This is a genomic window from Ilumatobacter coccineus YM16-304, from assembly GCF_000348785.1.
GTDB lineage: Bacteria > Actinomycetota > Acidimicrobiia > Acidimicrobiales > Ilumatobacteraceae > Ilumatobacter_A > Ilumatobacter_A coccineus.
In genome coordinates this window covers 2,172,252-2,198,426 of the sequence record NC_020520.1, presented here as the reverse complement: position 1 = coordinate 2,198,426, position 26,175 = coordinate 2,172,252, and the positions used below count along the sequence as shown (strand labels likewise).

Here is a 26,175-nt window from a genome sequence, read left to right as displayed (position 1 = left end):
GCGGCAAGTGTACGGGAGCGGTGTTCGGAGCAGGGCGATGGCCCGACGCCGATTTCAGGTGCGCGCGCGGCGTGCGTCGATGAGTTCGCGATAGATGTCGAGATACCGATCGGCGAGCGCCGCCATGGCGAACGAGCGAGCTCGTTCGGTGCCGGCGGCGCGCAGTCGTTCGCCCAGTGCCGGGTCGCTCAGCGCCGTGTCGAGCGACGCCGCCAGCGCGGCGGCGTCGCCGGGCGGGCTGAGCAGTGCGTCTCGGTCGTGCGTCGCCACGTTCTGATAGCCGTCGAGCGAGCTCGCCACCACGGTCGTGCCGGCTGCCATCGCCTCGATCAGCACGACGCCGAACGATTCGCCACCGAGCGACGGTGCACAGAACACATCGGCGGCCTTGAGTCGGGCGAACTTCTCCTCGTCGGAGACCCGCCCGAGCCACGTGATCCGTTCGTCGTCACCGGCGCGGCGCTTGAGTTCGTCGGTGTCGGGTCCGGTGCCGGCGATCCAGAGTTCGGCGTCGGTCGACACCTGTCCGAAGGCGTCGAGCAGGACGCTGAGGCCCTTGCGCGTCTCGTGGCGGCCGCAGAAGAAGACGGCCGGACGCGCTCCCGGCTCGCGCTGCATGGTGGCGGCGCGCTGGATCTGGGCGACCTCGACACCGTTGAACAGCACCTCGTAGCTGCCGCCGAGGTACGACTGCACGAGCGCGAGCGCGTCCTTCGACACCACGACCTTGCGGTCGATGCGGTTGATGAGCCGGGAGAGGAACGGGCTGAGGAGCCGATACATCGCCGACACCCCGGCGGCATGGAAGGTCCCGACCGTCGGATGACGGTGCGTGAGCACGGCCGTGACCGACGGACCTGGCGCGAGCGGCTCGTGGACGTGGACGACGTCGAACGCCTCCTCGTCGAGGACTCGGATGGTCCGCATCACCGCGGGCGGGTCGGGAGCAAGCGGAGCGACCGATCCGTTGGCGGCGGTGGGCAACGAGTTGCCGATCGGGGTCACGAAACTCTCGGGTGGCGGCCCGTCGCACGGCCCGAGCACGCGGGCTTCGTGTCCACGGCGCCGGAGTTCACGAGCCAGCCCGAGCACCTGCATCTGAACCCCACCCGGCACCGTCAGGCTGTAGGGGCAGATGATGCCGATGCGCAACGGCCGATCGGGGCGACGGCCGTGGTCGGCCTCCGGCTCGGGCGGTGCGAGCGAATCGTCGGTCTGCAGCCCCGCGGTGTCGTCAGCCATTGGCGGCAGCGTAGACCGCTTGTCCACCGGCGATGCCGAATCGTTCGCGCAGCACCGACACTTCGAGCGGTCGCGACAGGAGGTAGCCCTGGCCGATGTCGCAACCGAACTGCCGGAGTGCAGCGAGTTGACTCGGGCGCTCGATGCCTTCGGCGACGGTGGCGATCTCGAGTGTCGACGACATCTGCAGGATCATCTTGGCGAGGCTGGACTGTTTGGCGTCGCCGTCGACCTCGTCGACGAACTGCCGGTCGATCTTCAAGATGTCGACCGGGAACCGTTGGAGATACGACAGCGAGCAGTACCCGGTGCCGAAGTCGTCGATGGCGATGCGCAGGCCGAGCGCTCGCAGCTCGGCGAGCACGTTCGACGCCGACTCGATCTCGCTGACCAGCACGGTCTCGGTCACTTCGAGCAGCACGTGTGCCGGGTCGAGCTGGTTGCGCACGAGCGCGTCGCGCACGACGCCGACGAACCCTTCGGTCCGGAGCTGCACCGCCGACACGTTGATGCTCACGTAGCGGGGCCCTCGCGTCTGCCACCGCTTGGCTTCGCTCATCGCTTCGTTGAGCACCCACTCCCCGATCGATCGGATGAGCCCCGACTTCTCGGCGATCGGGATGAACTCGGCCGGCGACACCTCACCGCGGGTGGGGTGCCGCCAACGCAACAGCGCTTCGGCCCCGGTGACCTCGCCGGTCCGCAGCGACACGAGCGGCTGGTACACGAGTCGGAGTTCGCCGTTGTCGAGCGCCGAGCCGAGCTCGGACCGGAACTCGAGCTGTGTCGTGGCCCCGAGCCGCATGGCGGGGTCGAAGATCTTGATCTGTCCCTTGCCGGCTCGCTTCGCTTCGTACATCGCGATGTCGGCGTCGCGGAGGAGACTCGACGTCGTCATGCCGGGGGCCGCGACCGCCACGCCGACGCTGGCCAGAACGGCGAGGTCGTACCCCGCGAGCTGAACGGGGAGGCGGAGTTCTTCGAGGAGTTGCTCGGCCACGTCGAGCGCTCGCGTGACACCGCCGCGATCCTCGAGCAGCACGGCGAACTCATCGCCACCGAGTCGGGCGGGGGTGTCGCCGCCGCCGGTGACGTGGCGGATCCGATCGGCGATCGTGCGCAGGAGTTGGTCGCCGACACCGTGGCCGAGTGCGTCGTTGACCGACTTGAAGTCGTCGAGGTCGACGAACAGCACCACGACGGGATCGGAATCGGGGCGAGCGACCCGGAGTGCATGGTCCATGCGGTCGAGGAAGAGAGCTCGGTTCGCCAGGCCGGTGAGCTCGTCGTGGAACGCCCGGTGACTGAGTTGCCGTTCGAGGTCGCGCTGTTCGGTGACGTCTCGGAACGTGGCCACCACGCCGTCGACCGCGTCGCCCCCGAGCAGGTTGGCCACCGTGGCCTCCATCCGTCGACGTTGCCCGTCGACTCGCACGAGGTTCGATTCGAACTTGACCGTGTTGTCGATGCCGAGTTCGATGACTCGGGCGATCTCGTGCTCGGCTGCTCCGCGGTCTTCGTCGGCGATCAGGTCGACGAGCGGTCGTCCGATCCAGTCGGCCGACCGATGGCCGAGTGTGCTGATGAGGCCGGGGCTCGCGTACTTGATGTCGCCGGTCTCGTCGATCAGCATCACCACGTCGCTCGAGTGCTCGACCATCGCCGCGAGGCGGTCTTGCCCGCGTCGCTCGGTGAGGCTGCGCACGGCGTCCATCAGGACCCACATGCGCGCCAGGGCCATCGTGACCGACACGATGGCGCAGGCGGCGAAGAGGAGCCGCGTCGTCGACGAGCCCAGATCGCTGATCGTCAGCGCGAGCAGCACGGTCATCGGGGTCAGGACGGCGACGCTCAACCCGATGGTGCGGCCGATGTTGACCGCGTAGGCGTGGACGTAGTCGGCGGGCCGGCGCGCCATGCTCGGATCGAGCGCTCCGGCGGCGATGACGAGCGGGGCGGCGATGCCGAGGCTGGCGATGAACCCGCCGGCGGCGAAGTCGCCGCGGAGTTCGACCACGCCGCGCAGCGAGTCGGAGGCCGTCTGGATCCCGATGCCGACCAAGACCGCCATGGGCGCGAACTGTCGGAAGCTGGAGTGCGCTGCGGAGCGGAACGACGCGGCGAAACCGATCGCTCCGATACCCGGAGCGACGGCCGCCCAGATCGTGCCCGAGAGTCCGAGCGACGAGTTCGAGAGATACGGCTCGATGACGATCAACCACACGCCGACGCCGACGGCGATGCCCACGATGGCACTCTCGAAGAAGCCGAAGGCGTCGACCTCGGGGGCGCGACGACGAGCGAGCAGGACGGCGCTCGCCGACATGACGACCGACGCGGCCACATGGAGCCCGTCGGCCACGGATGGGAAGGAGACCTCACCGCCGAAGTAGAGCGACGACCAGGCGAGATGCGCAGCCGCCAGCAGTCCCATCGACACCGACATCATCGCCCACGGCAGCTTCTTCGCCGGCTGCTCCTTCGCGACACCCACGAGGATGGCTCCGAACGCCCCGGCCGGTGCGACGACTCGGATCAACTCGACACCGGTGCCGGCGGGCAGCACGAAGTACACCACTGCCAGGGCAATGGCCAGGCACAGTGTCGCAGTGGAGCGCGACACCACCGGAGGCGAGAGTTTCTGATCGATGCTCATCTTGTCGGCAGAATTTCGTCAAGGGTTGAGGTAAACCACCTGGACAGACCGTAGACGGCCGAGCATGTTTCGTCAGCCTCGGCGGCAGATCCACGGCGCGTCACCACCCGCTGCGGACGGTGGTTGGGCCCACCCGACCAGCACATCTGATCGAGCCGACCGACCTGGCGGCGCCGACCTGTGAGCAAGCCTCAGGGAGCGGCGTCGGCGTAGCCGGGATCGGACGGCCAGTTCGGCTGGAACATGTGCCACTGCGACGGCGCCCGCCGGATCAGGATCTCGAGTTCGCGAGCGAGGTCCTGCGTGATGCGCTGGACGTCGTCTCGGAGTCGTTTCTCCTGCCGTTCGACCACGAGCGGCGGGCGGACCCAGCCGAGGTGCCCGTCGACCCGGTCGGTGAAGTACACCGCCGTCGGAAAGATCGGCGATCCCATCCGCAGCGCCACCGTCGCGGCGCCTCCGGGCAGGGTGGTCTCCTCGCCGAAGAACTCGACGGTCGGCCCGTTTCGCTGCAGGTCGCGGTCCGACAGCAGGCACACGATCTCGTTGCGTTTGAGCGCTCCGAGCACCTCTCCCCCGGCCTTGGGTCCGAGCGGCACCACGTTCATCCCCAGCTTCGAACGAAGGTCCTTGAACCATTCGAACAGTTCGGGCGGGTTGATCTGCTCGACGACCACCGTCATCGGATGGCCCTGATCGCAGATCCAGCGGCCTGCCCACTCCCAGCCGCCGAGATGCGGCAACGCCAGGATCGCACCGCGCCCTTCCTTCAGCGCTTCGACGATCTGCGGGTAGCCGTCGTCGGTGAATCCTCGATCGACCGCCTTCTTCGACAGCGTCGGAAGCTGGAAGCTCTCGATCCAGTAGCGAGCGTAGAAGTCGAAGGCCTGCTGCGACGCTCGACGGAGTCGCAGGCCGCGCAGCGACGGATCAGCCCGCTGGAGTTGCCGCTCGATCATCGAGCGCCGTTCGGGATTGGCGAAGCTGGCGCCGGCGCCGAGGGGCGTGGCCAATCCGGCGGCGAACACCGTCGGGGTCAGGCGGGCGGCGATCGCGCCGAGTTTGTAGCCGCCGGTGGTGATCGCGTCGGTGAACTCACCGATGTCGGTGGGAAACCTGGGCAAGCCCGTCAGCGGGCGGCGATCGCGTTCGGCCATCGGTGTCGGGCGCTACGGACGACGTCGGGGGACGCTGGTACGACGACGCTCGGTGCGAGCGACGCGTCGGCTCTGGCGACGAGAGCGGCGCATCTCGATGCGGGCCTGGGTGACCGGCGCAACGGCCGCCTGGCTCCACACCTTGACGAAGCGCTGGATCGCGGTGATCGAGGTCAGCACCAGCATGATCCACAGGATCGGGATCAGCAGCGGTTCCCAGAGCAGGCCGAGGCAGATCGCGATGATGCGCTCGGCGCGTTCCATCAGACCGCCCTTGGCATCGATGCCGAGCGATTCGGCCTTCGCCCGCTGGTAACTGATGAGCGACGACACGCCGTTGATCGCGAACGGCAGCATGGCCAGCTGCCCGGAGAAGTCGGGATCGGTGGCGAAGTACCACGCGATGCCGCCGAGCAGGAACGCGTCGGTGACGCGGTCGACGGTCGAATCGAAGAACGCGCCACGTTGGCTCGACTGGCCCGACGCCTTGGCGAGCGCCCCGTCGAGCAGGTCGGGCAGCGCTGCGAGGATGACGAGCAGCAGGCCGAGCCGGAGCATGCCGGCTCCGATGGCCACGGCTGCGCCCACGCCGACGAGCAGACCGACGATCGTCAGGTGGTCGGGCGTGAGGCCGGTCTTGCGGAGCGCAGTGCCGAGCGGTTTGACGGCCTTGTCGACCGGTCCCCGGAATTTGCCGTCGAACATCGCTTCGACCTTAGTGCGACGCCGCGGCGTCGTCGGATGCAGCCTCGCCCGTCGACACGGCAGGAGCGTCGTACTCGGCGGGCACGTCGGGACGCGCTTCGGGGTTCGACTCGACGAGGTGCTCGACGATGTCGCCGTCGATGGCGTCGACCAGGACGAGCGCACGCTGCAGCGGCGGTTCTTCGGCCGAGTAACACAGCACCCGCCAGGTCGGGCGACTGCGGAACCCGCGCCAGACCTGCTGGGCCGATGCGTGTCCGACGGCGAAACCTGCCGCCTGCTGCGCGGCGACGAGCGCTTCTTTCTCGTCGACGTGCATGCGCCACCCGGAGGTGATCGAGATCACGCCCATCACGGCGAGGATGCCGGCGGCGAGCAACCAGCCACCGTTGACGATCGCCGCGTCGCCGAACGCGGCGTAGACCACCACGCAGAGCGCGGCGATGACGAGGTAGATCGCGCCGGGCCAGCGACGTCGGCTGTTGTCGGGGAACATGTAGGCGCCGACGAAACCAGCAGGGTTCAAGTCGTCGGGCAACTCGTCCCGGATCTCGTCGGCCGATTCGATGGCCTGTGATTCGTCGGTCATGGCCGTCCAGGCTACGAGATCCCCGTCGCGATGCGGCGGTGCCCCGGGTCTCATTGCTCCGCCGGTCGACGGTTCGGGTGGTTCAGTCGGGCCACGCGGCACGCAACCGGGCAGCGCTCGCGTCGAGCGATTCGGGCAGCGTCTGGGTGTTCGCGATGGCCGACAGGAAGTTGCTGTCGCCGGTCCAGCGAGGCACCACGTGGACGTGGAGATGCGTCGGCACCGACCCACCGGCAGGACGCCCCAGGTTGACGCCGACGTTGAGCCCGTCGGGCTCGTAGGCCGCTCGGACTGCAGCGACGGCGTCGGTGACCTCCGACCACAACTCGGCGGTCTCCTCCCCCGTCAGATCGGCGAGGTCGGCGACCTCCCGGTACGGGATCACGAGCAGATGGCCCGTCGTGTACGGGAAGATGTTGAGGATCGAGAACACCAATTCGCCGCGATGGACGATGTGCGTGGCGTCGTCGGGCTCACCCGAGTCGAGCAGCCGCGTGAACACGCTGCCGTCGACCGCCTCGGGGTCGGTCTTCGACGGCGCCGTCGTGACGTACGACGAGCGCCAGCCCGACCAGAGCCGTTCGAGCATCAGGCCGACAGCGCAGCAGCCGTCGAGTCGGCCACTTCGTTCTGGAACCGCTCGATGAACGCGTCGAGCGGGACGTCGCGCTCGACGTCGTCGGCCGGCGTGCCGTCGTCGTTGGTCCCCACCATGTCGACGCGCACGTTGACGCCGACGGTGTCGGCCGCGACGTCGTCGTCACCGACGACGAGCACGTACGGCAGCTTCTCCATCTTCGCAGTGCGGATTCGCTTGCCCAGGCCGACATCGGCCTTGACCATGTCGACGCGCGCTCCGGCCGCAGCCAGCCGCTCGGCGACCTCGTTCGCATGATCTTCATGCGCTTCGGCGACGGGCAGCACCCGCACCTGGATCGGCGAGAGCCACGTCGGGAACGCTCCGGCGTAGTGCTCGACGAGCACGCCGAAGAACCGTTCGATCGACCCGAACAGCGCACGGTGCAACATGATCGGCTGGTGGCGTTCGTTGTCGGCGCCGACGTACTCGAGCTCGAACCGTTCGGGCAGGTTGAAGTCGGCCTGGATGGTCGACAGCTGCCACGAACGCCCGATCGCGTCACGGACGTCGATGTCGATCTTCGGACCGTAGAACGCGGCGTCGCCCTCCTTGATCGCATAGTCGAGGCCGTGACGATCGAGCGCTTCACGGAGCGCCTCGGTCGCCTCGTCCCAGATCTCGTCGGATCCGACGTACTTCTCGGGGTCCTTGGTCGACAGGTTGAACGTGAAGTCCTCGAACCCGAACGCACGCAGCACCGACAGCACGAAGTCGAGCAGACCGGCGATCTCGTCGGCCAACTGCTCGCGGGTGACGAAGATGTGGCTGTCGTCCTGCGTGAAGCCACGGATCCGCAGCAGGCCGTGCAGCGTGCCGGCGCGCTCGTAGCGATACACGTTGCCGAGCTCGAACAGACGCAGGGGCAGCTCGCGGTAGCTGCGCTGACGGCTGCGGTAGATCAAACAGTGGATCGGACAGTTCATCGGCTTCATGTAGTACGTGCCGTTGTCCATCTCCATCGGCGGGTACATGCCGTCCTCGTACCACTGGAGGTGGCCCGAGGTCTCGAACACGCCCGACTTCGCGAGGTGCGGGGTGTACACGAACTCGTAGCCGCCGGTCTCGTGACGCAGCCGCGAGTAGTCCTCCATGAGCTTGCGGATGATGGCGCCCTTCGGGTGCCACACGGCGAGGCCGCCGCCGAGTTCGGTCGGGAACGACAGCAGGTCGAGTTCGGTCGCGAGCTTGCGATGGTCTCGCTTGGCGGCTTCCTCGAGTTGGTGGAGGTGCTCGGCGAGCGCCTGCTTCGACTCCCACGCTGTGCCGTAGAGACGCTGGAGCATCTTGCCGCTCTCGTTGCCGCGCCAGTGGGCGCCGGCGACCTTCTGGAGCTTGAAGTGCTGGAGGCGCCCGGTGGTGGGCACGTGTGGCCCGACGCACATGTCGACGAACTCGTCGGTGTTGCGGTACGCACTGATCGTGTCGCCCGAGACCTCACCGGCATCGAGTTCGTCGGCCCCGGCGCTTTCGACACGCTCGATGATCTCGACCTTGTACGGCTGGTCGGCGAACAGTTCCTTCGCCTCGGCCATCGTGTGCTCGGAGCGGATGAACGGCTGATTCTGCTTGACGATCTCCTTCATCTGCTTCTCGATGCGAGCGAGATCCTCTTCGTGGAAGGTCTGGCCGTCGGGCAGGTCGAAGTCGTAGTAGAAGCCGTTCTCGATGGCCGGTCCGATCGAGAACTTCGCGCCGGGGTACAGCTGCGTGACCGCCTGGGCCAGCACGTGCGCGGTCGAGTGGCGCAGCACGTGGCGACCGGCGTCGGTGTCGTTGGTGATGAGCGACACCGTGTCGCCGTCGTGGAGCGTGCGGGTCAGGTCGGTGTCGACACCGTTCACGGTCGCGGCAACTGCTGCCTTCTTGAGCCCTGAACCGATCGATGCGGCCAGGTCGAGCGCCGTCGACTCGGCGGGAAGCTCCCGCTCGGAGCCGTCGGGAAGTGACACGGTGATGTTCGACATGGTGCTGCCCAGGATACGAGTCGGGTCGCCCAGGACGGCGGACGGTTTCGTGTTCCTCTCCACACCATCCGTCATCCGGTGTCTGACACCCGATGACGCACCGTCATCCGGTGTCTGACACCGGATGATGCGCGGGTTGGTGGCGGGTCAGGAGACAGAAGCGAGTTGCTTGTCGGCGGTGACGACGGCGGCGCGCTCCGGGAGACGCACGACACTCGAATCGCCGGCTCGGCGTTGCCCCGACAGTCCGGCGATGGCGTCCATCACCGTGTCGGTGAGCTCGCGCCAGGCCTGACGTTGCTCACCGGGGCGACGGAACGACTCGGTCTCGATGGGCTCGCCGATCTCGATCCGACACGATTTGCCGACCGCCGGCAGCCGGGCGCCCGGTGCCTGGATCTCGTCGGTGCCGGTGATGCCGACCGGGTAGATCGGCACTCCGGTGCGGGTGGCGAGGCGGGCGGCTCCGGTGTGGCCGTTGCCGAGCGCTCCGGTCCGGCTGCGCGTCCCCTCCGGGAACACGCCGAACAGCTCACCGCGGCGAAGCACCTCGGCTGCCGAATCGAGCGCTTCGACCGACTGGCGACCGCCCGACCGATCGACCGGGATCATCCCGAGCGCCGGGAACAAGAACCGTGTCGACCACGAGTCGAGGTACTCGGCTTTGCCCAGGAACGAGATGTTCCGAGGTGCGGTCAGCATCAGGAACGCCGAATCGAGAAAGCTGATGTGGTTGGGGCACAGGATGGCCCCACCGGTCTCGGGCAATCGGTCGTAGCCGATCACCTCGATGTCCCAGAGTCGTCTGACGACGGGCCGGCTCGCAGCTCGAAGTCGTCGTTGAGCCGCCCCGGCACCGCTGTACGTGGTCATGAGGCGAACGTACGCTTCGCACACGTACGGCGGTTGTCGGGCTGATGAACCGTGTGTAAATCAGTCGAGCGGGACGCCGAGGAGTTCGCTCGCTTCGAGCACGCCGTCACCGGCGGCCGCGGCCGCGTCGATCGCGGCGAACGCTCCGGGGGTGTCGAGGTCGTCGTCGAGGCGGGCCCGCACTTCGTCGAGCAGCTCGGGGTTGGAGGTGGCGTGGGCGCGCCACGTCTGCAGGCGAGCGTCGTTGCGCGGCATCAGTTCTTCGTCCCACTCCCACTCGGTGCGGTAGTGGTGCTCGACGATGCCGAGGCGAATCGCCCGCGGGTCGTACGTTTCGCGGAGCTTGTCGACGAAGACGAGGTTGCCGAGGCTCTTCGACATCTTCTGGCCGTCCATCGAGATGAGCGCCGTGTGCATCCAGTGCTTCACGAAGGGCTCACCGGTGGCGGCTTCCGACTGGGCCTTCTCCGACTCGTGGTGCGGGAAGATCAGGTCGGCGCCACCGCCGTGGAGGTCGATCGTGGTACCGAGCTCGCGCAACGCGAGCGCCGAGCACTCGATGTGCCAGCCCGGTCGGCCCGGGCCCCACAGCGTGTCCCACGACGGTTCGTCGGGTGCCGACGGGTGCCACAGCACGAAGTCGAGTTGATTGCGCTTGTTCGGATCGTCGACGTTGCCGCCGCGCTCGCGGGCGTACGCGAGCATCTCGGCTTCGGTGTACTGGCTCATCGAACCGAACGACTCGACCTTCGACACGTCGAAGTACACCGACCCACCGGCTTCGTACGCGAACCCACGATCGATGACCATGCCGATGAACCCGCGGATGTCGGGGATCGCCGACGATGCTCGCGGCGACGACGCGACGGGCAGTGCGTTGAGCGCCACCATGTCGCGCTCGAAGCGAGCCTCTTCGCCGGCGGCGAGGTCGAGGTAGTGCACGCCGAGTTCCCGGGCCTTCTCGAAGAGCGGATCGTCGACGTCGGTGACGTTGCGCACGCACTTGACCGTGTGCCCCTTGTCGATCAGGTGCCGCTGGAGCGTGTCGTAGGCGATGAACGTCGCCGCGTGACCGAGGTGCGTGGCGTCGTACGGCGTGATGCCGCACGTGTACATCAGGACCTGTTCGCCCGGCTCGAAGGGGACGATGGCCCGTCGGGCGGTGTCGTACAGAGTGAAGGTCATGGCGTGAGGGGTAACCGGTTTCCCGCCTATTCGATTCCCGATTCGTCGGAGTCGGTGTCGGAGTCGGCGCTCGTCGAGGCCGTCGAACCGGCCGTGGGAGGAATCGCCGACGGTACCGGAGCCACGTCACGGTCGAGACGGATACCGGTCAACTTCGGCGCGACACGCGTCTTGTAGCGCACGTTGAGCTGCAGGAGGACCGCCGTGAACGCCTCGATGGCCGTGGCGTTCGAGAGTTCACCGGCGTCGAGCGGACGACATCCCGGGATGCCCCAGACGATCTCGCTGACCTCCTTGACCGCATCGGCGTCGTCACCGCAGATCAGCACGTCGGAGTCGATCGGCTCTTCGATGTGGCCGAGCTCGGTGGCCGGCAGATGGTGGAACGCGGCGACGACGCGGCATTCCGGCACGGCGGCTTGGACGTGTGCCGCGACGCTGCCGCGAGGCGGCACCAGCGGCTGGAACTCCTTGTTGACCCGCACGAGCGCGTTGGCCATCGACACGACGATCTTGCCGGCGATGAGGTCGATGTTCTCCTGCGCGGTGCTCGCAGCGGAGTCCCACGGGGTCGCGATCACGATCAGGTCACAGCTGGCGGCGGCGTGGTTGTCGCCGTAGCCGAGCAGGTCGGCGAGGTCGGGCCACTTCTCGACGAGGCTGTCACGGGCCTCCATCGCTCGATACTTGGAGCGCGAGCCGATCACTGCTTCGTAGCCGATGCTGGCGAGTCGGGCAGCGAGTCCGCTGCCGGCCGGGCCGGTTCCGCCGAGAATGCCGATGCGGGGACGAGCCCCAGTGGTTCGAGTGGTCACGTCGACAGCGTGGCACAACGGATGACCCCGCTCACAGGTGGGTCGAACACCGACCGCGTGATTCTCGTCGCCTCGGATGCACGCGCCGACGAGATGGCGGTGGCGCGCTCCGGGGAGCGCGCTGACTACGTTTCACCACATGGGAATTCTCGACGGCAAGAAGATCGTGATCACCGGCGTCCTCACCGACGCCTCGCTGGCGTTCGGAGTCGCCCAGATCGCGCTCGACGAGGGCGCCGACATCGTCCTCACCGGCGCTGGTCGGGCACTCAAACTGACGCAACGCACGGCCCGCAAACTGAACGTGCCCGACGGCAGCGAGATCGACGTGTTCGAACTCGACGTGACCGTCCCCGAGCACGGCGTGGCGGTCCGTGAGGCGCTCGACGAGAAATGGGGGCGCGTCGACGGCGTGCTGCACGCCATCGGGTTCGCTCCCGAGGTGTGCCTCGGTGACGACTTCATGGCGGCGCAGTGGGACGACGTGGCGGTCGCCATGCACATCTCGGCCTACTCGCTCAAGGCGCTCGCCGATGCGTTCGTCCCGCTCATGTCGTCGGGCGGGTCGTTCGTCGGCCTCGACTTCGACAACCAGCAGGCCTGGCCGGCGTACAACTGGATGGGCGTGGCCAAGTCGGCATTGCAGTCGGTGTCGCGCTACCTCGCGAAGGAGCTCGGTCCGCAGGGCATCCGGTCGAACCTCGTCGCGGCCGGGCCGATCAAGACCATGGCCGCCAAGTCGATTCCGGGGTTCGCCCAGTTCGAGGACGTGTGGGACGACCGCGCACCACTCGGCTGGGACGTCACCGATTCGGGTCCGGTGGCCCGCACCGTCGTGGCGATGCTCAGCGACTGGTTCCCGGCCACGACCGGCGAGATCGTGCACGTCGACGGCGGCTACCACGCCATCGGCGCCTGACCGCCAGCGCACGATCGCCGACGTCACGGCCCTCGACGTCACGGCCGCCGCCGTCACCGATCGTCATCGTCGGCGGCTGGCACCGCGTCCGGCGATGGCCTGCAACACGAGCAGCAGCAGCACGGCGCCGATCGCGGCCACCAGGATGCTGCGCAGCGAGAACTCGTCGACGCCCGTGCTGTCGACCGCGTTCATCAACGCCCCGCCGATGAGCGCTCCCAGCACGCCGACGACCATCGTGTAGATGCAACCGCTGCGGTCGTCCTTGACGATCCAGCGCGCCACTCCCCCGGCCAGCAGCCCGATGACGATCCAACCGACGATGCTCATGGCCAGCACGGTACCCACGGGCCACCTCGAGCGCTCACCGAGGCGATCAACGCACCAGCAGCCGCCAGACCGACACGTGCGCGGTCGAATCGGCCGTGAACGGCGACCGGTGCCAGTCGGCCCAACGGTGTTCGAGGGTGAGCCCGGCGATCTGCGCCATCAGGTCGAGTTCGGACGGCCACGCGTACCGAAACGCCGCCGACCGCTTGCGGTGACGCCCGTCGGCATCACGGACGAAGTGGTGCGAGATCGAGATCTGCCCGACCGGATCGACGTACTCGTCGATGCCGACGTGATCGTCGGACAGATCGAACACGTGCGTCCCGAGTCGATCGAAGCGGGGCACGATCGTCTCGACCACGAAACGTCCGCCGGGCGCGAGGTGTCGGACGGCGTTGCGGAAACAGCCGACCTGCTCGTGCTGCGTCCGCAGGTTCATGATCGTGTTGAACACCAGGTACACGAGCGACGTCTTCACACCGAGCTGCACGCTCGTCATGTCGCCCACGGTGACCTCGACACGGTCGGAGCCGGCCTTGGCCCGCAAACGGTCGAGCATCGGTTCGGAGAGGTCGATGCCACGCACCGTCACACCGCGGTCGGCGAGCGGCAGCGCGATCCGGCCCGTACCGATGGCGAACTCCACCGCCGTCGCGTCGTCGGCCAACTCGACCAGTCGGTCGACGGTCGGTCCGACCTCGTCGGGATGAAAGCGTGCGGCGACCGCATCGTCGTACGTCGCGGCAACAGCGGGGTCGAGGTGTTCGTCCGGAGCACGCAGGTGATCGTCCACGCCATCACCTTTGCAGGAAACACTCGCTGCTGGCCGAACAGTTCGAGGCGAGCCCGACCCTCCGCGTTGTCTCGGTACCCTCGACAGCGTGAACAGACTCGGGCAGGAAACATCGCCGTACCTTCGCCAGCACCGTGACAACCCGGTGCACTGGTTCGCGTGGGGCGACGACGCGTTCGCCGAAGCCAAGGCTCGCAACGTGCCGATCCTGTTGTCGGTCGGCTATTCCGCGTGCCACTGGTGCCACGTGATGGCCCACGAGTGCTTCGAAGACGCCGAGGTGGCCGAGCGGATGAACGAACTGTTCGTCAACGTCAAGCTCGACCGTGAAGAACGGCCCGACGTCGACGCCATCTACATGGATGCCGTCCAGGCGATGACCGGGCGTGGCGGCTGGCCGATGACCGTCTTCCTCACCCCCGACGGCAAGCCGTTCTACGGCGGCACGTACTTCCCGAAGGACGCGTTCCTCAAGCTCCTCACCGCCATCGACGACGTCTGGGTCAACAAGCACGACGACGTCACCAAGAACACCAAGCAGCTCATCGAGGCGATCGACAAGACCTCGAAGATCGAACCCGCCGACGACTTCCCCACCGTCGAGCAACTGAACAAGACCGTTCAACTCCTCGGCCGCGCCCACGACCCCGAATGGGGCGGCTTCGGTCAGGCCCCGAAGTTCCCGTCGACGTTCAACACCGAACTGATCCTCCGCGCCTACATGTCGAGTGGTGCCGAAGCTGCCAAAGACGTGGTCGTCACGACCCTCGACGCCATGGCCTCCGGCGGCATCTACGACCACATCGGAGGCGGGTTCGCCCGCTACTCCACCGACCGCGAGTGGCACGTCCCGCACTTCGAGAAGATGCTGTACGACCAGGCGCTCATCACGAAGACGTTCCTCCACGCCCTCGTCGTGCTCCGCCTCCCGCAGTGGCGTCAGGTCGTGCAAGAGACCATCGAATACGTCCTCAACACGCTCACCCATGCCGACGGCGGGTTCTACTCGGCCGAAGACGCCGACTCCCCCGATGCCGACGGCAACGGCGTCGAAGGGCTGTTCTACACGTGGACGCCCGACGAGGTCCGAGGCGCACTCCACGACGTCAAGCCGGAGTTCGTCGAAGAAGCACTCGTGTGGTGGGACATCACCGACGACGGCAACTGGCCCGACGGCCCGGGCGTGCGCCGCTCGATCCCCACCCGACGTCACGCCCGCGGACAGCTCGAACGAAGCGACGCCCAGAACTTCATCCGACAGCGCCTCTTCCAGGCACGCGAGCAACGGCCCCGACCCGGCCTCGACGACAAGGTCCTCCTCGAATGGAACGGACTGTTCCTCGGCGCCATCAGCGAAGCCGGCGCCGTGTTCGGGCACCAACCGTGGCTCGACGCGGCGATCAAGAACGCCGAGTTCCTCTGCGACGAGATGCGCGACGACAACGGCCGCTGGTACCGGAGCTGGCACGCCGACGCCGAGCCCGGCGCCAACGGCCTCAAGGCCCGCCAGATGGCGCTCGCCGCCGACCACGCTGCCATCCTCGACGGCTTCACCCGGCTCGCCGAAGCGACCGGCAAGGCCCGCTGGATCGCCGAGGCCCAACAGGTCGCCGACACGATGCTCGACTGGTTCTTCGACCCGTCGAACGGCGGGCTCCACACCACCGCCGAAGACGCCGAAGCGCTCGTCGTCCGTCAGAAGGACATCAACGACACGGCCACCCCGTCAGCCAACTCGCTCGGAGCGCTCGGGCTGTACCGCCTCGCCGCGCTCACCGGCGAACTGCGCTACGCCAACCAGGCCGACCGCATCCTCCAACTCATCGCCGGCCAGGTCGACGACGGCCCCACCATGTACGCCAACGCGCTGATCGCCACCGACTTCCGCCGGCGCGGAGCCACCGAGGTCACCATCGCCGGTGATCGTCCCGATCTGGTCCGCGTCGCCCAGTCGATCTGGCGCCCCGACCTGGTCCTCGCCTGGGGCGAACGCTACGACGGCCCCATGTGGGACGGTCGCAACGACGGTTTCGCCTACGTCTGCAAAGAGCACGTCTGCAACGCGCCCGTCGACACCGTGCAGGACTTCGCCGAACAACTCCTCGGACGGCCGGTCACCATCCGCGACACCATCACCGACGAGATCACCGACGCCCATCGCGCCAGCGACCCCGGTGAATGATCTCACCGGGAGTGCGGCGCTGACGTCGAGCGCTGCGACCTGACCCGTCACGGCTTCCCTCCGCGTCGGCGAGCGGGTGCCCGAGCGCGAGCGCACCGATCAGTTCGAGATCGTCGGGCACGCCGAACGCCGCCCTGACCTCGACCTCGCGCTGGAACACACCGAAGAACAGCGCGCCCAACCCGGCATCCTCCGCCGCGAGCAGCAGCGTCATCACCGACATCGACGTGTCGATCGTCCAGTACGGAACCGGCCACGCGTCGGTGCCCTCCCCGAGGCCCGACCGGGCCTTGTCGGCTTCCGCATACCGCTGCACGTAGGCACTCGGATCGGCCAACGGCAGCGCGATCACCGGCGCGTCGCGCAGATGCTTCCAGCGAAACGTCGACCGCTTCTCGACGGGCAACGTGATGTCCCAGTATCGCTGGGCATCATCACCTTCGAGCACCAACAGGTGCCAGCCCTGCGTCTTCCCGGCGCTCGGCGCCCGTGACGCCAGATCGACGAGACCGTCGAGCACCGCAGCCTCGATCGGCTCGGACGAGAACGCACGGGTCATCCGCCGATTGCGAACGACCTCGGCGAACTCGGACACCGGACGTGCCCCGGTCACTCGCTCAGCGCTTGCCGAGCTTGACGAGATCTTCGGCCATCGTCCAGCCGTACACGACCATCGCGCCGCCCTTGGCGACCGGGATGGCACTCATCATCTCGACCACATCGGCGTCGAGCTTCTCGGGCTTCGCCGACTCGAAGTCGAGATACCCGTCTTGTGCACCGGCGCTCGCGATGAACGTCTTCGCGTCGTACTTCTTGTCGATACCGAACCGCTTCGCGAGGCGACGGCCCCACGCCCGTTCTTCGCCGACCGCGTTCTCGCCCGGCGACGGCGTCACGTCGTCGAGATCCTTGAACGCTTCACGAGCATCGGCGTTGATGAAACGACACCCGACCACGACGTCTTCGTCGGGGAATGCCATGAGCGCCCGGTGGTACGCCTCGCCCATCAGACCACGCAGGACCTGATCACGCTTGCTGGTGCGCTTCACGCTCATCAGACCGATCAACACGCACGGCGTGCCACCGATGCGTTCGAGCGTCGAGAACGTGAAACCATGCAGCGCCGAGCCGAAACGGGCCGTGGTGATCAACACCCAGTCCTCTCGAGCCTTCGACAGCTCTCCGGCGCTGAACGCATCGTCCATCGACGCCAAATCGTCAAGGTCGGTGTCTTCCAACGCCGATGCGTCATTTGTCACAACATCAAGAGCCATTAGTTCCATTGTACCGCTTCTCTCTGTCGACGGCTCAGACCAACTCGTCGGACACCACGTCTGATCGCCGTCGAGCCAGCCTTGGTCGCTGATGCTCCCGGCGCCGGCCGCGCACCACGGGAACTCCCGCGCGTCATTGGATGCGTCAGGTCGAGCGAAGCGAGCAAGAAAGCGGCGCAACGAGCGAAGCGACGTTGCCTGGAGCGTCCATCGGAACGATTCATGACGGAGTCAGATCTCCCGCGCGTTTCACCCGAGTGCAGCCAGATGTCCCGCGCCGCACCAGAGTGACGGGTGAATGGACACGCGGCCGTGGTCGGGGCCCCCGGGGTCTGGGCGCGCTAGAGCAGGACGGCTTCGTGGCCGAAGGCCATGCGGAGTTCGCCGACCGAGCGGTCGAGGTCGACGCGGAACTCGTCGGCGAGCTTCAGGATCTTGCCCTGACCGAGATCGACCATCACCACCGACTCGCCCGGATGCTCGTTGAGGATGCGCTTGAGCCGCTGCACCTTCAACTCGTCGAGCGAACTCGCCGGCAGACGCAGACGCAACGGCGCCGCCGGGCCGTCGTCGAGCCCCTGCAACACCGTGATCGTCTGGCCGATGATGCCGAAGCGCGACTCGTCGCGACGGTCGAGGCGTCCCTTCACCGACACGATCAGGTCGTCTTCGAGCTTGTGGCCCTGTTCGGCGAGCGTGCGCGGGAAGATCGTCACCTCGATCGACGCATCGAGATCCTCAAGCACGAAGACGGCCATCTGGTCGCCCTTCTTCGTGAACTTACGAGCCAGGTTGGTGATGATGCCGCCCACCACGACCGCCGCGCCGTCTTCCATGTTGGGCAGGTCGATCAGGTTGTGTTCGACCTTGCGCCGCAGCGCTGCCTCCACACCGAACAGCGGGTGATCGGACACGTAGAGCCCGAGCATCTCCTTCTCGAAACGGAGCTTCTCCGACTTGTCGAACTCCATGTTCTCCGGGATCGGCGTGCGTTCGCTGAACGTGTCGCCGGCGCCCGACGAGTCGGCATCGTCGCCGTAGTCGCCGAACAACGACATGACGCCCTTCTCCTCCTCGCGTCGCCGCTTGACCGTGGTGTCGATGATGTGTTCGAACACCGTGAGCAGGGCCCGACGGTCGTGGCCGAGCGTGTCGAACCCGCCGCCCTTGATGAGCGACTCGATGGTGCGCTTGTTGAGCACCTGTTCGGGCACGCGCTCGACGAAGTCGTGGAAACTCGTGAACTGACCGTTCTCCTCGCGTTCGGCGATCAGCAGCTCGACGAGTGCTTCGCCGACGTTGCGCACCGCAGAGAGTCCGAACGTGATGGCACCGGGGCTCCCGATCGGCAGCGTGACGTCGGGCGGCAGCTCGTCGGGCGACAACGCACCGAAGTTCATCAGCGAACGGTTGACGTCGGGCGGCAGCACCTTGATGCCCATCGAACGGCAGTCGGCCAAGTACGTGGCCGCCTTGTCGAGGTTGTTCTTGACGCTGGTGAGCAACGAGGCGATGTACTCGACCGGGTAGTGCGCCTTGAGGTAGGCCGTCTGGTACGTGACCAGCCCGTACCCGAACGTGTGGCTCTTGTTGAAGGCGTAGTCGGCGAACTTCTCGATGATGTCGAACAGTTCGACACCCATCTGCTTGTCGTAGCCGGTGTTGACCACGCCCTCTTCGAAGCCGTTACGGGCCGCGGCCATCACCTCGCGCACCTTCTTGCCCATCGCCTTGCGCAGGTTGTCGGCTTCGGCAAGCGTGTAGCCCGCGAAGTGCTGCGCGACCCGCATCACACTCTCCTGATAAATCATCAGGCCGTATGTGTCTCCGAGCACCTCCTCGGCATCCGGGTGGAAGTACGTGACCTCCTGGCGACCGTTCATCCGGTCGGCGTAGTCGTAGTGCATGTTGACCGACATCGGACCGGGTCGGTACAGCGCGAGCACAGCAGCGATGTGCTCGAACGTCTTCGGCTCCATGGCCTTGAGGAGCTGACGCATCGGTGGGGACTCGAGCTGGAAGATGCCAATCGTGTCGCCGCGCGACAGCAACTCGTAGGTCGCCTTGTCGTCGAGCGGCACCTTCTCGACATCGAGGTCGGGATTGCCGCGCGCACGAATCATCTGCTCGGCGTCGGAGATGACGTCGAGGTTGCGCAGCCCGAGGAAGTCCATCTTCAACAGGCCGAGGTCTTCCACGCCGTGCATCTCGTACTGCGTGACGACCGGCGCGTCCTCGGGGTCCATGCCCGCGGTCGGCTTGCGTTGGATCGGCACGTATTCGGTGACCGGATCCTTGGTGATGACCACAGCAGCGGCGTGGATGCCGTCGGATCGTTTCAGTCCCTCGAGCCCGCGAGCGACGTCGAGCACCTTCTTGACGTCGGGATCGGTGTCGTACATCGCCCGGAGGTCGGCGGCGGCCTTGTAGCCGTCGGCGTACTTCGGGTGATCCTCGAAGCAGTACTTCAGTGGTGTGTCACGCCCCATCACCATCGGCGGCATCGCTTTGGCGATCTTGTCGCCCATGCCATAGGGGTAACCGAGCACACGAGCGGCGTCCTTGGCGGCGTTGCGCGCCTTGATCGAGCCGAAGGTGATGATCTGCGCGACGTGTTCGCGTCCGTACCGCTCGGCGGCGTAGCGGATCATGTCTTCCCGGTATCGGGTCTCGAAGTCCATGTCGATGTCGGGCATCGAGACACGGCTCGGGTTGAGGAACCGTTCGAAGAGCAGATCGTATTTGAGCGGGTCGATGTCGACGATCCAGAGGCAGTACGCCACCGCACAGCCGGCGGCCGAGCCACGGCCGGGGCCGACTCGGATGTTGTTGTCGCGGGCGTACTTGATGAGGTCCCAGGTGATCAGGAAGTACGACGCGAACCCCATGTCGTTGATGACCTTGAGTTCATAGGCGAGGCGTTCCTGGGCCTCGACCGGGATGTTCTCGCCCCACCGCTTCTTCGCACCGTCCATCGTGAGGTGCGTGAGGTAGTCGGCGTCGCTGTCGAAACCCTCGGGGAGCGGGAAGTTCGGCAGCAGCGGTTTGCCGAACTCGATCTCGACATTTGACCGTTCAGCGATCCACAGGCTGTTGTCACAAGCCGTCGGAACCTCGCGGAACAGATACCGCATCTCGGCGGCGGTCTTCAGGTAGTGATCGGTACCGGAGAACTTGAACCGGTTCGGGTCCGACATCAGCGAGCCGGTCTGCACGCACAGCAGTGCGTCGTGACTCTCGTGGTCGTCTCGGTGGACGTAGTGGCTGTCGTTGGTCGCGAGCAGGGGCGCTCTGATCTTCTTCGCGATCTCCATCAGCTTCGGATTGGTCTGATGCTGCTCGGGGATGCCGTGGTCTTGGAGTTCGATGAAGAAGTTGTCGCGTCCGAAGATGTCCTGCAACCGGGCAGCGTGCTCCAGGGCTTGTTCGTCGCGGCCCTGCATCAGCGCCTGCAGCACGTGGCCACCGAGGCAGGCACTCGTCGCGATGAGGCCTTCGGAGTGCTGTTCGAGCAGCTCGAAGTCCATCCGCGGCTTGTAGTAGTAGCCCTCCATGAAGGCCTTTGACGAGAGCTGGATGAGGTTCTTGTAGCCGGTGTTGTTCTCGGCGAGCAGGATCAGGTGGTAGTAGAGCTTCTTGCCGCCCTCGGTCTCACCACCGGAGTCGTCGACGCGACCACGTCGGGTCGGCCGCTCGGAACGGTGCTCGTGGGCCATGTAGGCCTCGGTGCCGATGATCGGCTTGATCCCCTGCTTGTTGCACTCCTTGTAGAAGTCGAGCGTGCCGTACATGTTGCCGTGGTCGGTCATGCCGATCGCTGGCTGCCCGTCTTCGACGGCTTTGGCCACCATCTCGTCGAGGCGCGACGCTCCGTCGAGCATCGAGAATTCGGTGTGGACGTGGAGGTGCGTGAAGGAATCGGCCATGGGACGAGGGCTTACAAAGCTGTGGTTTGAAGATAGCGGGTCGAGCGGGTCAGTCGATCACGTGCTCGACACGAACGGTGACGAATTGCGCAGCGGCGCCCGTCCAGCCACTGGGCGCTTCGACGGCGCCCCATCGACCGCGCTGGTCAGAGGTACGTGCCGGTCTGGGGCGGGGGCTGCGGCGCGTTGGGCTGCCCGGGGCGGCCCGCCGGGCCCTGGCCCGACTGGCCGGGGAGCTCACGCATCTGCTGGAGCTGCTGTTGGGCGGCGAGCTGCTGGGCCATCAGGCTGGCCTGGATGCCGTGGAAGAGGCCTTCGAGCCAGCCGACGAGCTGTGCCTTGGCCACGCGGAGTTCGGCGTCGCTCGGCACTTCGTCGTGCTCGAACGGGAGCGCCAGGTTGCGGAGCTCTTCTTGCAGGTCGGGCGACAGCGCTCCCGACAGCTCGACGATCGAACGCTCGTACACCTCGGCGAGCCGCTCCCGGCTCGCCTGGTCGAGATCGGCGGCCCGCACTTCTTCGAGCAGCTGCTTGATCATCGACCCGATGCGCATCACCTTGCCGGGCTCGGTGACCGACTCGGGGGTCTGCTCGTCGGCATCGTCGGGCTCGTCGCCGGAGTCGTTGTCGGCGTGCTCCGCGTCGGGAGCGTCGTCGCCGGCCGGGTGCTCGATGCCGTCGGGCGACAGTGCAGCAGGGCGCTCGCCGATGCCGGTTTCGGGGGTCGTGTCGTCGGAGGGTTCGGACATGGCGACCGTTCTAGCGCGTCATTCGGCGAGCAGGCCAAGCAACGGCACGTTGACTTCGGCGGAGGTCAACGATCCGTGGCGACACACCAACTCGAACGGACCCGAATCGGCCGGGTCGAAGTAGCTGACGTCGCTCGACGCGACGAGCGCGACGTCGCCGAGTCGGCGCTGGATGGGTGGCGACACGGTGGGACCGAACCAGTGGTCGTCGAGCATCTGTTCTTTGGTCACGACCCATCCGGTGTCGCCGATCTCGTCGGCGGCAGCGGCGGCCAGATCGTCGACGTCGGCCGCTGCGCAGTGGAACCAGCGGAACCGGCCTTCGCCGGACTGCTGCGTGACCATGCGGAGCAACTCGTCGGTCGGGTGGATGATCTGGTCGCCGACGTCGACCTGGCCGTGGTCGGCGGTGACGAGCAACGCCGTGCCGGCCGGGAGCGTCTCGAGCAGGTCGGCGACGAGTCGATCGGAGTAGCGCAGCTCGGCGTCGTAGAACGCTCCGAAGCCTCGTTCGTGGGCGATCTTGTCGATGCCGTTGTAGTAGCAGTACACGAACCGCTCGCCGGCGGTGACTTGCGCTGCGGCCTCGACGGCGATGCTCGACGGCGCTCGCCAACCGACCGGCCGACAGCCCCGCAGGTGCGCTTCGCTGAACGGGGAGTTCTGGAGTTCGCCCTGGGCCACGACCGGAATCTCGTCGCCCATGAACGGCACGAAGGTCTGCACGTCGCGAGGCGGGTGCGAGCGACGCACCTGCTGGTCGCCGACCGCCCAGCGCAGCACGTTGAGCACTTCGCCGCCGAGCATCATGCGGTACCCGACGAGACCGTGCTCGCCGGGCGTCAGGCCGGTGGTGATCGACGTGAGCGCCGTCGCCGTCGTGGTGGGTGCCACGGTGTGGATCGCCTGGCCCTGCATCGACGCCAGCGTCGGGGCGATGGCTCGGTGGTCGTCGAGTTGGTCCCAGCCGAGGCCGTCGAGCACGAGGAGCACCACGGCATCGGCACCCTTGACCGCGTCGGGCATCCACGCCGGCATCTCGTCACCCCAGGCACCGAGTCGGGACTGCGGGCCGAGGATCGCCGGGATGATCCCGCGCACGTTCGGGCCTGAATAGTTCGGAATGATCGGTTCCCCGCCTGGATGACTCACCGCGCACAGTCCACCACCTTCGCGGCCTCGGAACAACACCGAACCTCGGGTCACCCCCTACAGTGCAGTGCGTGCGCATCTCGACCCGCGGGGATTATGCCTGTCGTGCTCTACTCTCGTTGGCGTTGCATGGCGCCGACGCGGGCCCCACGTCGGTCCGCGACATCGCCGAACGCACCGGTCTGCCGCAGCCCTATCTCGAGCAGATCCTGTTGGCCCTCAAGGGCGCCGGACTGGTCCGATCGAAGCGCGGCGTCGGTGGCGGCTACGTCCTGCAACGCGCCCCCGAAGACATCCGCCTGTCCGAGATCGTCTCGGCGGTCGACGGCCCGATCACCCTCGGCGACTTCGGTCGGCCGCATCAAGACGGCGCGTGCGACCACGAGGGCCAGTGCGTGCTGCTCGCGATCTGGGAGCAGGCCGGCGCACACATGAAGAAGCACCTCGACGGGTACACACTCGCGACGATCGCCGAGATCGCGCAGGGCAACTCGCCGTGGCCGACGCCGGTCGACTGACCCGGACGGTTTGTCTCTGAGACAAGGCGTCCGGCGGGTCAGACCTCGGCCTTGTCGAGCCAGGCCTGCAAGTCGGGTGCCAGAGGGCTGTGGAACGTGACCCGCTCCCCCGTCGCCGGGTGCCGGAACTGCAACTCGGCGGCGTGCAGGAACGGACGTTTCAGACCGAGGTTCGGCCGCCGCTGCCCGTATGTCGGATCGCCGAGCAACGGGTGGTTGATCGACGACAGGTGCACGCGGATCTGGTGGGTTCGCCCTGTTTCGAGGCGGCACTCGAGGCGTGACACGACCGCGGGCGACGAGTACTTGCCCACTACCTGGTAGTCGGTGCGCGACGGGCGTCCATCGGCCACGACCGCCATGCGCAACGGGTCGCTTCGACTGCGGCCGAGTGGCGCGTCGATGATGCCGTGCGGGGCATCGGGGACTCCCCACACCATCGCGTCGTAGACACGGGTGGCCGAGTGGTCGGCGAACTGCTCGATCAGGCGATCGACCGACTCGTTGGTGCGGGCGACGACGAGCAGCCCGGAGCTCCCGGCGTCGAGTCGGTGGACGATGCCGGGCCGCATGCGGTCGCCGACGTGCTCCAGCTCGGGAAACCGGGCCAGCAGGCCGTTGGCGAGCGTTCCCGAGTCGTTTCCGGCACCGGGGTGCACGACGAGTCCAGGAGGCTTGTCGACGACGATGACGTCGTCGTCTTCGTGGATGACTCCGAACTCGACACTCGGGTCGGGCCCGGGCAGTTCGGTGGTGGGGAACATCGCCGGGTCGACGGTGACGATCTGTCCGGCTCCGAGCCGCACCTTGCCCGACGGCGCGGTCGTTCCGTCGACCGTCACGCCGCCGGCCTTGACCGTCTTGGTCGCGTCGGAGCGCGAGATGTCGCCGATCAGGGCGACGATGCGGTCGAGGCGCTCTCCGGCCAGGGCGGCCGGCACCTCTTCGGAGATCAACTCACTCATGGGACGCACGCTCCTCGTCACCCGACGAATCGTCGGTCACACCGTCGGCCCCGGCGGCCGCCACCTCACCGGCGTCGGCGGTGTCGTCTGGATTCCGCGACGACAGGAACGCGTTGAGGATCAACGCGCCGGCTCCGACGTTGATCGCCATGTCGGCGATGTTGAAGATCGGGAACCACTGGAAGTCGATGAAGTCGACCACGGCCCCGCGGAACCAGGCGTCGCCGCGGAAGGCGCGATCGACGAGGTTGCCCGCTGCGCCACCGATGACGCAGCCCATCCCGAACGTGGCGAGACGCCCACCGACGCCACGCAGCGAGGCGAGGAGCCACACGATGACAACCGTGGCGACGATCGCGATGAACGGCCCCATCCCTTGGCCGCGGCTGAACGCCATGCCGCTGTTGAATGCAAGGTTGAACTGCAGCGTCCAGACGACCTCGATCGTCCGATTGTCGGACAGTTCGTTGACCGCCCAGTGCTTCGTCACCTGATCGGCGACGACGAGCGCCAGCGCCAGAAGCACCGGGGCCCGCCAAGCTCGGGCGAAGTTCATGTCACTGAGCCGATGAGCCCCTCAGAGCCGGCCGACTCCGCTGGCCTTCTCGGCGGCGAGCACGGTCGTCTCGGGCAACGCTTCGAGCCGCTCGCGCGGAATCGGCTGCCCCGACACCTCGCTGTAGCCGTACGTGCCGGCCTTGATGCGTTCGAGGGCTTCGTCGATCTCGAGCACCGTCTGGCGAGCCTGGCTCGACAGCACACGGTCGAGGTCGCGCTGCACGACCATCGTGTCGCCTTCGCCGCCTTCGTCGTCGAACTGGACATCGCCCATCTCGCCGTCTTCGATCAGGCTCTCGGCTTCGTCCTCGAGACGAGTGGCTCGCTTGATCTCGGACGCCTTGCGAGCTTCGAGCTCGTCACGCTGCGCCTTGAGGAACTTCACGTCGAAGTCCTTGGTGTAGGTGATGCCGTCTTTGGTCGTGCCGCGCGGCGCCGGGATCTCCTGGACTTCGAACGTGTCGTTCGACAGGAGACCCGGAGCGCTGGTACGCGCTGCGGGCTTCTTGGGTGCGGCCTTCTTGGCCGCGGATTTCGTCGCTGGTTTGGCGGGCACCTTCGTTGCTGCTGCCTTCTTCTTGGAGGGTGTGGATGACGCTGACTTCGTTGCCGCTGCCGACTTGGCTGCGGTCTTCTTGGCTGCGGTCTTCTTGGCCGCCGCCTTCTTGACCGGCTTCGCTGCGGTCTTCCTTGCCGCGACCTTCTTGGCTGCGGTCTTCTTGGCCGCCGCCTTCTTGGCCGGCTTCGCTGCGGTCTTCTTTGCTGCGGTCTTCTTGGCCGCCGCCTTCCTGGCCGGCTTGGCCGCCGTCTTCTTGGCCGCGACCTTCTTGCTCGCGGCCTTCTTGGCTCTTGCGGACTTCTTCGCGGCGGCCATGTGCACTCCTTCGCAGCCGGTTGAATCGGCCCTGGTCGGCGGTGTGAGCGCCGGACTCTACCGGATGGCCTGCACTTTCCGCCAGATTGTCACGCGACGATGTGCGAGC

The 26,175-nt window shown here is 66.9% G+C and carries 23 protein-coding genes; 3 read left to right on the top strand and 20 right to left on the bottom strand.

Going from position 1 to position 26,175, the window contains the following annotated elements:
* Positions 1-54: 54 nt before the first annotated feature.
* The 10 genes from YM304_RS09890 to npdG form a co-directional block, all read right to left on the bottom strand.
* Positions 55-1,242: a glycosyltransferase family 4 protein gene (locus YM304_RS09890; protein ID WP_231897640.1), complete on the bottom strand. Its 1,188-nt coding sequence runs from the start codon at positions 1,240-1,242 to the stop codon at positions 55-57.
* The gene (locus tag YM304_RS22365) at positions 1,235-3,898 is read right to left on the bottom strand and encodes an EAL domain-containing protein (protein ID WP_015441538.1); all 2,664 of its coding nucleotides are present in this window, start codon (positions 3,896-3,898) and stop codon (positions 1,235-1,237) included. The genes YM304_RS09890 and YM304_RS22365 overlap by 8 nt, the downstream gene beginning before the upstream one ends.
* Before the next feature lie 191 nt (positions 3,899-4,089).
* Complete coding sequence (locus YM304_RS09880; RefSeq protein WP_015441537.1) at positions 4,090-5,055, bottom strand: phosphatidylinositol mannoside acyltransferase; 966 nt, start codon at positions 5,053-5,055, stop codon at positions 4,090-4,092.
* Between the two features lie 12 nt (positions 5,056-5,067).
* Complete coding sequence (locus YM304_RS09875) at positions 5,068-5,760, bottom strand: CDP-alcohol phosphatidyltransferase family protein (RefSeq protein ID WP_015441536.1); 693 nt, start codon at positions 5,758-5,760, stop codon at positions 5,068-5,070.
* Between the two features lie 10 nt (positions 5,761-5,770).
* Positions 5,771-6,349 (bottom strand): hypothetical protein, encoded by a 579-nt coding sequence (locus YM304_RS09870; protein WP_015441535.1) that lies wholly within the window; start codon positions 6,347-6,349, stop codon positions 5,771-5,773.
* Positions 6,350-6,431: 82 nt separating this feature from the next.
* On the bottom strand, positions 6,432-6,938 hold the full coding sequence (locus YM304_RS09865; RefSeq protein ID WP_015441534.1) for an HIT family protein: 507 nt from the start codon (positions 6,936-6,938) through the stop codon (positions 6,432-6,434).
* Positions 6,938-8,953 carry a threonine--tRNA ligase gene (gene thrS, locus YM304_RS09860; protein ID WP_015441533.1) on the bottom strand — a complete coding sequence of 672 codons (2,016 nt, stop codon included), beginning with the start codon at positions 8,951-8,953 and terminating at the stop codon, positions 6,938-6,940. Before thrS ends, YM304_RS09865 begins: the two co-directional genes overlap by 1 nt.
* A gap of 147 nt (positions 8,954-9,100) precedes the next feature.
* Positions 9,101-9,826: a lysophospholipid acyltransferase family protein gene (locus YM304_RS09855; protein ID WP_015441532.1), complete on the bottom strand. Its 726-nt coding sequence runs from the start codon at positions 9,824-9,826 to the stop codon at positions 9,101-9,103.
* 60 nt (positions 9,827-9,886) lie between these two features.
* Entirely contained in the window at positions 9,887-11,011 is a 1,125-nt protein-coding gene (gene cysS, locus YM304_RS09850) for a cysteine--tRNA ligase (RefSeq protein ID WP_015441531.1), read from the bottom strand.
* A gap of 26 nt (positions 11,012-11,037) precedes the next feature.
* On the bottom strand, positions 11,038-11,826 hold the full coding sequence (npdG, locus tag YM304_RS09845; RefSeq protein WP_015441530.1) for an NADPH-dependent F420 reductase: 789 nt from the start codon (positions 11,824-11,826) through the stop codon (positions 11,038-11,040).
* Between the two features lie 139 nt (positions 11,827-11,965).
* On the opposite strand from npdG, the gene fabI reads away from it, so the two are divergent.
* The gene (fabI, locus tag YM304_RS09840) at positions 11,966-12,745 is read left to right on the top strand and encodes an enoyl-ACP reductase FabI (RefSeq protein ID WP_015441529.1); all 780 of its coding nucleotides are present in this window, start codon (positions 11,966-11,968) and stop codon (positions 12,743-12,745) included.
* Positions 12,746-12,808: 63 nt separating this feature from the next.
* Here the strand turns inward: fabI and YM304_RS09835 are convergent, their stop codons facing one another.
* Positions 12,809-13,075: a GlsB/YeaQ/YmgE family stress response membrane protein gene (locus tag YM304_RS09835; RefSeq protein ID WP_015441528.1), complete on the bottom strand. Its 267-nt coding sequence runs from the start codon at positions 13,073-13,075 to the stop codon at positions 12,809-12,811.
* A gap of 46 nt (positions 13,076-13,121) precedes the next feature.
* A complete protein-coding gene (locus YM304_RS09830; protein WP_015441527.1) occupies positions 13,122-13,868 on the bottom strand; it encodes a class I SAM-dependent DNA methyltransferase in 747 nt (248 codons plus the stop codon).
* Positions 13,869-13,956: 88 nt separating this feature from the next.
* On the opposite strand from YM304_RS09830, the gene YM304_RS09825 reads away from it, so the two are divergent.
* Complete coding sequence (locus YM304_RS09825; protein WP_015441526.1) at positions 13,957-16,050, top strand: thioredoxin domain-containing protein; 2,094 nt, start codon at positions 13,957-13,959, stop codon at positions 16,048-16,050.
* Here the strand turns inward: YM304_RS09825 and YM304_RS09820 are convergent.
* The 5 genes from YM304_RS09820 to YM304_RS09800 form a co-directional block, all read right to left on the bottom strand.
* Positions 16,013-16,663 carry a nitroreductase family protein gene (locus tag YM304_RS09820; RefSeq protein ID WP_015441525.1) on the bottom strand — a complete coding sequence of 217 codons (651 nt, stop codon included), beginning with the start codon at positions 16,661-16,663 and terminating at the stop codon, positions 16,013-16,015. The genes YM304_RS09825 and YM304_RS09820 overlap by 38 nt on opposite strands.
* 4 nt (positions 16,664-16,667) lie before the next feature.
* A complete protein-coding gene (locus YM304_RS09815) occupies positions 16,668-17,504 on the bottom strand; it encodes a hypothetical protein (RefSeq protein ID WP_154723393.1) in 837 nt (278 codons plus the stop codon).
* 161 nt (positions 17,505-17,665) lie between these two features.
* Positions 17,666-21,250 carry a DNA polymerase III subunit alpha gene (dnaE, locus tag YM304_RS09810; RefSeq protein ID WP_015441523.1) on the bottom strand — a complete coding sequence of 1,195 codons (3,585 nt, stop codon included), beginning with the start codon at positions 21,248-21,250 and terminating at the stop codon, positions 17,666-17,668.
* A 146-nt stretch (positions 21,251-21,396) separates the two neighbouring features.
* Positions 21,397-21,999: a proteasome activator gene (locus YM304_RS09805; RefSeq protein WP_015441522.1), complete on the bottom strand. Its 603-nt coding sequence runs from the start codon at positions 21,997-21,999 to the stop codon at positions 21,397-21,399.
* An 18-nt stretch (positions 22,000-22,017) separates the two neighbouring features.
* The gene (locus YM304_RS09800; protein WP_154723392.1) at positions 22,018-23,151 is read right to left on the bottom strand and encodes an alkaline phosphatase family protein; all 1,134 of its coding nucleotides are present in this window, start codon (positions 23,149-23,151) and stop codon (positions 22,018-22,020) included.
* A 62-nt stretch (positions 23,152-23,213) separates the two neighbouring features.
* Between YM304_RS09800 and YM304_RS09795 the strand changes: the two genes are divergently transcribed.
* Positions 23,214-23,669 carry an RrF2 family transcriptional regulator gene (locus YM304_RS09795; protein WP_331709129.1) on the top strand — a complete coding sequence of 152 codons (456 nt, stop codon included), beginning with the start codon at positions 23,214-23,216 and terminating at the stop codon, positions 23,667-23,669.
* A gap of 38 nt (positions 23,670-23,707) precedes the next feature.
* Here YM304_RS09795 and YM304_RS09790 read toward each other — a convergent pair whose 3' ends face one another.
* Genes YM304_RS09790 through YM304_RS24710 form a run of 3 tightly spaced genes read right to left on the bottom strand, consistent with a single transcriptional unit; the run spans position 23,708 to position 26,066 of the window.
* Positions 23,708-24,634 carry an RluA family pseudouridine synthase gene (locus tag YM304_RS09790; RefSeq protein WP_015441519.1) on the bottom strand — a complete coding sequence of 309 codons (927 nt, stop codon included), beginning with the start codon at positions 24,632-24,634 and terminating at the stop codon, positions 23,708-23,710.
* Positions 24,627-25,190 (bottom strand): signal peptidase II, encoded by a 564-nt coding sequence (gene lspA, locus YM304_RS09785; RefSeq protein ID WP_015441518.1) that lies wholly within the window; start codon positions 25,188-25,190, stop codon positions 24,627-24,629. Before lspA ends, YM304_RS09790 begins: the two co-directional genes overlap by 8 nt.
* Positions 25,191-25,211: 21 nt before the next feature.
* Positions 25,212-26,066, bottom strand: a complete 855-nt coding sequence (locus tag YM304_RS24710; protein ID WP_015441517.1) for a TraR/DksA family transcriptional regulator — start codon at positions 26,064-26,066, stop codon at positions 25,212-25,214.
* Positions 26,067-26,175: the final 109 nt, after the last annotated feature.

What these genes read in the sequence shown, in the direction of transcription:
- YM304_RS09890 (WP_231897640.1), bottom strand. Translation starts at nt 1,242, where the DNA reads ATGGCTGACGACACCGCGGGGCTGCAGACCGACGATTCGCTCGCACCG.
- YM304_RS22365 (WP_015441538.1), bottom strand. Translation starts at nt 3,898, where the DNA reads ATGAGCATCGATCAGAAACTCTCGCCTCCGGTGGTGTCGCGCTCCACT.
- YM304_RS09880 (WP_015441537.1), bottom strand. Translation starts at nt 5,055, where the DNA reads ATGGCCGAACGCGATCGCCGCCCGCTGACGGGCTTGCCCAGGTTTCCC.
- YM304_RS09875 (WP_015441536.1), bottom strand. Translation starts at nt 5,760, where the DNA reads ATGTTCGACGGCAAATTCCGGGGACCGGTCGACAAGGCCGTCAAACCG.
- YM304_RS09870 (WP_015441535.1), bottom strand. Translation starts at nt 6,349, where the DNA reads ATGACCGACGAATCACAGGCCATCGAATCGGCCGACGAGATCCGGGAC.
- YM304_RS09865 (WP_015441534.1), bottom strand. Translation starts at nt 6,938, where the DNA reads ATGCTCGAACGGCTCTGGTCGGGCTGGCGCTCGTCGTACGTCACGACG.
- thrS (WP_015441533.1), bottom strand. Translation starts at nt 8,953, where the DNA reads ATGTCGAACATCACCGTGTCACTTCCCGACGGCTCCGAGCGGGAGCTT.
- YM304_RS09855 (WP_015441532.1), bottom strand. Translation starts at nt 9,826, where the DNA reads ATGACCACGTACAGCGGTGCCGGGGCGGCTCAACGACGACTTCGAGCT.
- cysS (WP_015441531.1), bottom strand. Translation starts at nt 11,011, where the DNA reads ATGACCTTCACTCTGTACGACACCGCCCGACGGGCCATCGTCCCCTTC.
- fabI (WP_015441529.1), top strand. Translation starts at nt 11,966, where the DNA reads ATGGGAATTCTCGACGGCAAGAAGATCGTGATCACCGGCGTCCTCACC.
- YM304_RS09835 (WP_015441528.1), bottom strand. Translation starts at nt 13,075, where the DNA reads ATGAGCATCGTCGGTTGGATCGTCATCGGGCTGCTGGCCGGGGGAGTG.
- dnaE (WP_015441523.1), bottom strand. Translation starts at nt 21,250, where the DNA reads ATGGCCGATTCCTTCACGCACCTCCACGTCCACACCGAATTCTCGATG.
- YM304_RS09805 (WP_015441522.1), bottom strand. Translation starts at nt 21,999, where the DNA reads ATGTCCGAACCCTCCGACGACACGACCCCCGAAACCGGCATCGGCGAG.
- YM304_RS09790 (WP_015441519.1), bottom strand. Translation starts at nt 24,634, where the DNA reads ATGAGTGAGTTGATCTCCGAAGAGGTGCCGGCCGCCCTGGCCGGAGAG.
- lspA (WP_015441518.1), bottom strand. Translation starts at nt 25,190, where the DNA reads ATGAACTTCGCCCGAGCTTGGCGGGCCCCGGTGCTTCTGGCGCTGGCG.
- YM304_RS24710 (WP_015441517.1), bottom strand. Translation starts at nt 26,066, where the DNA reads ATGGCCGCCGCGAAGAAGTCCGCAAGAGCCAAGAAGGCCGCGAGCAAG.